The sequence below is a fragment of the Micromonospora sp. KC723 genome, from assembly GCF_004348595.1.
Taxonomy (GTDB): Bacteria; Actinomycetota; Actinomycetes; order Mycobacteriales; family Micromonosporaceae; genus Micromonospora.
On record NZ_SMKD01000240.1, the window covers coordinates 1 to 4,450 of the forward strand.

Annotated in this window: 4 protein-coding genes and 1 riboswitch; of the genes, 3 read left to right on the plus strand and 1 reads right to left on the minus strand. The window is 72.5% G+C overall.

All coding sequences use genetic code 11. The features are described from left to right. Positions 1–3: 3 nt before the first annotated feature. Entirely contained in the window at positions 4–594 is a 591-nt protein-coding gene (locus tag E1165_RS28085; RefSeq protein ID WP_132394713.1) for an ECF transporter S component, read from the minus strand. Positions 595–668: 74 nt separating this feature from the next. Continuing rightward, positions 669–776: riboswitch (TPP riboswitch) on the minus strand. A 106-nt stretch (positions 777–882) separates the two neighbouring features. On the opposite strand from E1165_RS28085, the gene E1165_RS28090 reads away from it, so the two are divergent. The 3 genes from E1165_RS28090 to E1165_RS28100 all read left to right on the plus strand — a co-directional run bounded on the left by E1165_RS28090 (position 883) and on the right by E1165_RS28100 (position 4,406). Then, positions 883–1,719: an alpha/beta fold hydrolase gene (locus tag E1165_RS28090; protein WP_132394714.1), complete on the plus strand. Its 837-nt coding sequence runs from the start codon at positions 883–885 to the stop codon at positions 1,717–1,719. 84 nt (positions 1,720–1,803) lie between these two features. Further along, positions 1,804–2,334: a DUF6328 family protein gene (locus tag E1165_RS28095; RefSeq protein ID WP_132394715.1), complete on the plus strand. Its 531-nt coding sequence runs from the start codon at positions 1,804–1,806 to the stop codon at positions 2,332–2,334. A gap of 101 nt (positions 2,335–2,435) precedes the next feature. After that, on the plus strand, positions 2,436–4,406 hold the full coding sequence (locus E1165_RS28100) for an acyl-CoA dehydrogenase family protein (protein WP_132394716.1): 1,971 nt from the start codon (positions 2,436–2,438) through the stop codon (positions 4,404–4,406). Positions 4,407–4,450 lie beyond the last annotated feature (44 nt).

The following is a 4,450-nucleotide window of genomic DNA, read 5'->3' on the forward strand; positions in this document are numbered from 1 at the left end:
GGGTCAGACGGCGGGGCGGTCGCGGCCGGCGGGGAAGCGGTCCAGCACGCCGGTGCCGGCCAGGGCCCGCGTCAGGTACCAGCCGCCGACGCCGGCGACGACCGTGGCGCTGAGCACGGTCAGGGCGGCGTACGGCAGGCGGTAGCTGGCCAGGTCGTACTCGACGTTCCAGACGACGAAGTCGAACACGGCGGCGCTGAGACCGGTCAGCGCGCCGGCGAGCACCGCCACCGGCAGCCGGAACGAGCGGTAGCGCAGCGCCGCGAACGCCAGCTCCGCGCCCACGCCCTGGATCAGCCCCTGGACGATGGTGATCCCGCCCCACTCGGAGCCCAGCAGCGCGGAGACCGTCGCGGCGACGGCCTCGCAGAAGAGGGCCGCGCCCGGCTTGCGGATCACCAGGCCGCCGAGCACCGCGGGGACCAGCCAGACGCCGTACATGATCGCCTGCGTTGCCGGCACCGAGGCGAACAGCGGATCGGTGGCCTTCCAGACCAGGCCCCAGGCCCAGAAGATGACGCCGAACGCGACGGCGATCACCGCGGCGACCACGATGTCGATGGTGCGCCACCGGTTGCTGTCGGTGTGCTGCATGCTGTGCTCCCAGTCCAATGATCGAACCAGGAGAAGACGCACGCCGCGCCCGGTGGTCGCCGGACGGCGGCGCGGCTGGAGGTCGACCGAACTCCCTGCGCTGGCATTACCCAGATCAGGTTCGAGGGTCTGCGGGCGGGCCGCCCGCACTCTCAGCGCTGTGCGCTCCCCTGTCGGAGGTGAAGTTGTCTGGCCCAGACGCTAGCACCGACCTGCGGCAACGGCCCAGCCGGCGACCGGCGCGGGCGTCGGACGACGACGCGTGGCCGGGCCGGTAGGGTGGCGATCATGAGGGTCGAGGCGCGAGGGTTGACGTTCGAGGTGCGCACCGGCGGCCCGGAGGGCGGCGAACCCGTCCTCCTGCTGCACGGTTTCCCCCAGCACGGCGGCGAGTGGGACGACGTGACGCCGGCGCTGCACGCCGCCGGTCTGCGCACGTACGCGCCGGACCAGCGGGGCTACTCGTCGGGCGCCCGCCCGCACGAGGTGTCCGCCTACCGGTTGCCCGAGCTGGTCGCCGACGCGGTGGCGCTGCTCGACGCCCTCGGGGTAGAGGCGGCCCACGTCGTCGGGCACGACTGGGGCGCGGTCGTCGCGTGGGTCCTCGCGGCGCGGCACCCGGAGCGGGTCCGGACGCTGACCGCCGTCTCCGTCCCCCACCCCGCCGCCTTCGGGTACGCCCTGGCGAACGACCCGAAGCAGAAGCTCCGCTCCTCCTACATGGCGCTGTTCCGTCGGCCGGGCAAGGCGGAGAAGGTGCTGCTCGCGTTGCGGGCGACCGCCCTGCGCAGAATGCTCTCCGGCGTCGGCGACGCCGCCCGGGTCGCCCGGTACGCCGACCCGATGCGCGAGCCGGGCGCGTTGACCGGGGCGCTGAACTGGTACCGGGCCATGTCCCCGAGGGACTTCGCCACCGCCGGGCCGGTCAGCGTGCCGACCACCTACGTGTGGAGCGACAGGGACGCCGCGATCGGCCGGACCGCCGCCGAGGGCTGCGCCCGGCACGTGACGGGGGAGTACGACTTCGTCGAGCTGTCCGGCGTCACCCACTGGATTCCCGACGAGGCGCCGGCCCCGCTGGTCGAGGCGATCCTGGCCCGGGTACGCGGCGGCCGGGGTTCCTGAGCCGGTTTCGCGCGTGCCGGGACGGGGCAACAGCGTTGCTGCCGGCGGTCCGTCCCGTCGGTACCGTCTTTCCGGAGGTGGCGCGTGTCCAGGGAATCCGAGCGTCAGCGCTGGCAGCGCAACTTCGCCGACCTGCTCCAGGAGTTGCGCGTCGCGCAGACCGGGGTGCAGATCCTCTTCGCCTTCCTGCTGACCCTGCCGTTCAGTGCCGGCTTCACCCGGACCAGTGGTTTCCAGAAGGACGTCTACATCGTCTCGCTGCTGTCCGCGGCGGCGGCCGCGGCGGCGATCATCTCGCCGGTGGCCTTCCACCGGGCACTGTTCCGACAGGGCCGCAAGCCGGAACTGGTCCGGTTCGCCCACCGAATGGCCAGCACGGGGCTCGCCTTCACGCTGATCGCCATGGTCAGTGCGGTGTTGCTGATCACCGACTTCATCCTCGACCGGTCGATCGCCTTCGTGCTCAGCGGGATCACCGCGCTGTGGTTCCTGACCTTCTGGGTGTTCCTGCCGTTCGCCCGCCGCAACTGGGGCGAGGATGACATCGACGAGGATGACGACACCCCGCGGATTCTCGCCGCCGACGGCTCCGCCGGGACGGTCGCGGGCCGGTAAATCAGACGTGCACGCAACGCTACCCCTGGGTAACACCCAGGGGTAGCGTTGCTCTTGTCGAGCACGTGGACGCATCCGGACCAAGGTTCGAGGGGGCAGCCGTGACCACGACACACAACAGCCGATCCACCGCCGAGGGCGCTGGACCACTGCCCGGTGAGGCGGGGCAGGTCTCCGAGAAGGAGGCCCGCCAGGTCGCCGAGGCCGCCCGGGAGACCGCCTGGGACCGGCCCAGCTTCGGCAAGGAACTGTTCCTCGGCCGCTTCCGGCTCGACCTGATCAACCCGTGGCCCCGCTCCGATCCGGCGGACGTCGCGCGGGCCGAGGAGTTCCTGACCGCGTTCGAGGCGTACCTGCGTTCCGAGGTGGACGGCGCCGCCATCGAACGGGACGCCCGGATCCCCGACGAGGTCTTCCACGGGCTCGCCCGGCTCGGCGCCTTCGGCATGAAGATCGACCGGCGGTACGGCGGGCTCGGCCTGAGCAACCTGCACTACTGCCGGGCGCTGATGCTGGCTGGTTCGGTCAGCCCGGCGATCGGGGCGCTGCTCTCCGCCCACCAGTCCATCGGCGTGCCGCAGCCGCTGAAGATGTTCGGCACCGACGAGCAGAAGCAGCGGTTCCTGCCCCGGCTCGCCGCCGGCGAGGTCTCCGCGTTCCTGCTCACCGAGCCGGACGTCGGCTCCGACCCGGCCCGGCTCGCCACCACCGCCGAGCCCACCCCCGACGGCGCCGGCTACCGGCTCAACGGGGTCAAGCTCTGGGCCACCAACGGCACCGTCGCCACCCTGCTGGTGGTGATGGCCCGGGTGCCCGCGGCGGGCGGCCGGCGGGGCGGCATCACGGCGTTCGTGGTGGACGGCGACAGCGAGGGCATCACCGTCGAACGCCGCAACGCCTTCGTCGGCCTGCGCGGCCTGGAGAACAGCGTCACCCGCTTCCACGACGTCTTCGTGCCGAAGGAGAACGTCATCGGCGGCGAGGGCAAGGGCCTGAAGATCGCGCTGACCACGTTGAACACCGGGCGGCTGTCGTTGCCGGCGATGTGCGTCGGCGCCGGCAAGTGGGCGTTGCACGTGGCCCGGGAGTGGGCCGCCGACCGGGTGCAGTGGGGCCGGCCGGTCGGCGAGCACGAGGCGGTCGCCCAGAAGCTCGCCTTCATCGCCGCCACCACGTACGGCATGGAGACAATGCTGGACCTCTGCTGCCTGCTCGCCGACGACGACCGCAACGACATCCGGATCGAGGCGGCGCTGGTGAAGCTCTACGCCAGCGAGATGGCCTGGAAGATCGGTGACGAGCTGGTCCAGATCCGGGGCGGGCGCGGCTACGAGACGGCCGAGTCGCTCGCCGCCCGGGGGGAACGCCCGGCCGCCGTCGAGCAGCTCGTCCGCGACCTGCGGATCAACCGGATCTTCGAGGGCTCGACCGAGATCATGCACCTGCTGATCGCCCGGGAGGCCGTCGACGCCCACCTCTCCGTCGCCGGCGACATCATCGACCCGGACGCCGACCTCGGCCGCAAGGCGAGGGCGGGCGCCCGGGCCGGGGCGTTCTACGCCAGGTGGCTGCCGACCCTCGCCGTCGGCCGGGGCCAGCGACCGAGGGCGTACGGCGAGTTCGGCCCGCTCGCCGGTCATCTCCGGCAGGTCGAGCGGTACAGCCGCAAGCTGGCCCGGTCGACGTTCTACGCGATGTCCCGCTGGCAGGGCAAGATGGAGCGCAAGCAGGCGTTCCTCGGCCGGGTGGTGGACATCGGCGCGGAGTTGTTCGCGATGAGCGCGGTCTGTGTCCGGGCGTACGCCGAGAAGGACACCCACCCGGAGAACGTCGAGCTGGCCGACCTGTTCTGCCGGCAGGCCCGGGTGCGGGTCGAGCAGCTCTTCACCGCCCTGTGGGAGAACACCGACACCGTCGACGTGGCTGCCGCGAAACGCGTCCTCGCCGGCCGGTACGCCGGCCTGGAGGGCGGTGTGGTCACTCCACCGGCCGACGCCCCGTGGGTGGCCCGCTGGCAGCCCGGCCCCGCCACCACCCCGGACGTGCGCCGCCGTATCCCCCGGCCACGCTGACCCCACCACCCCGGACCTGCCGTCGCGGCCCGGTGGTCGCGGGT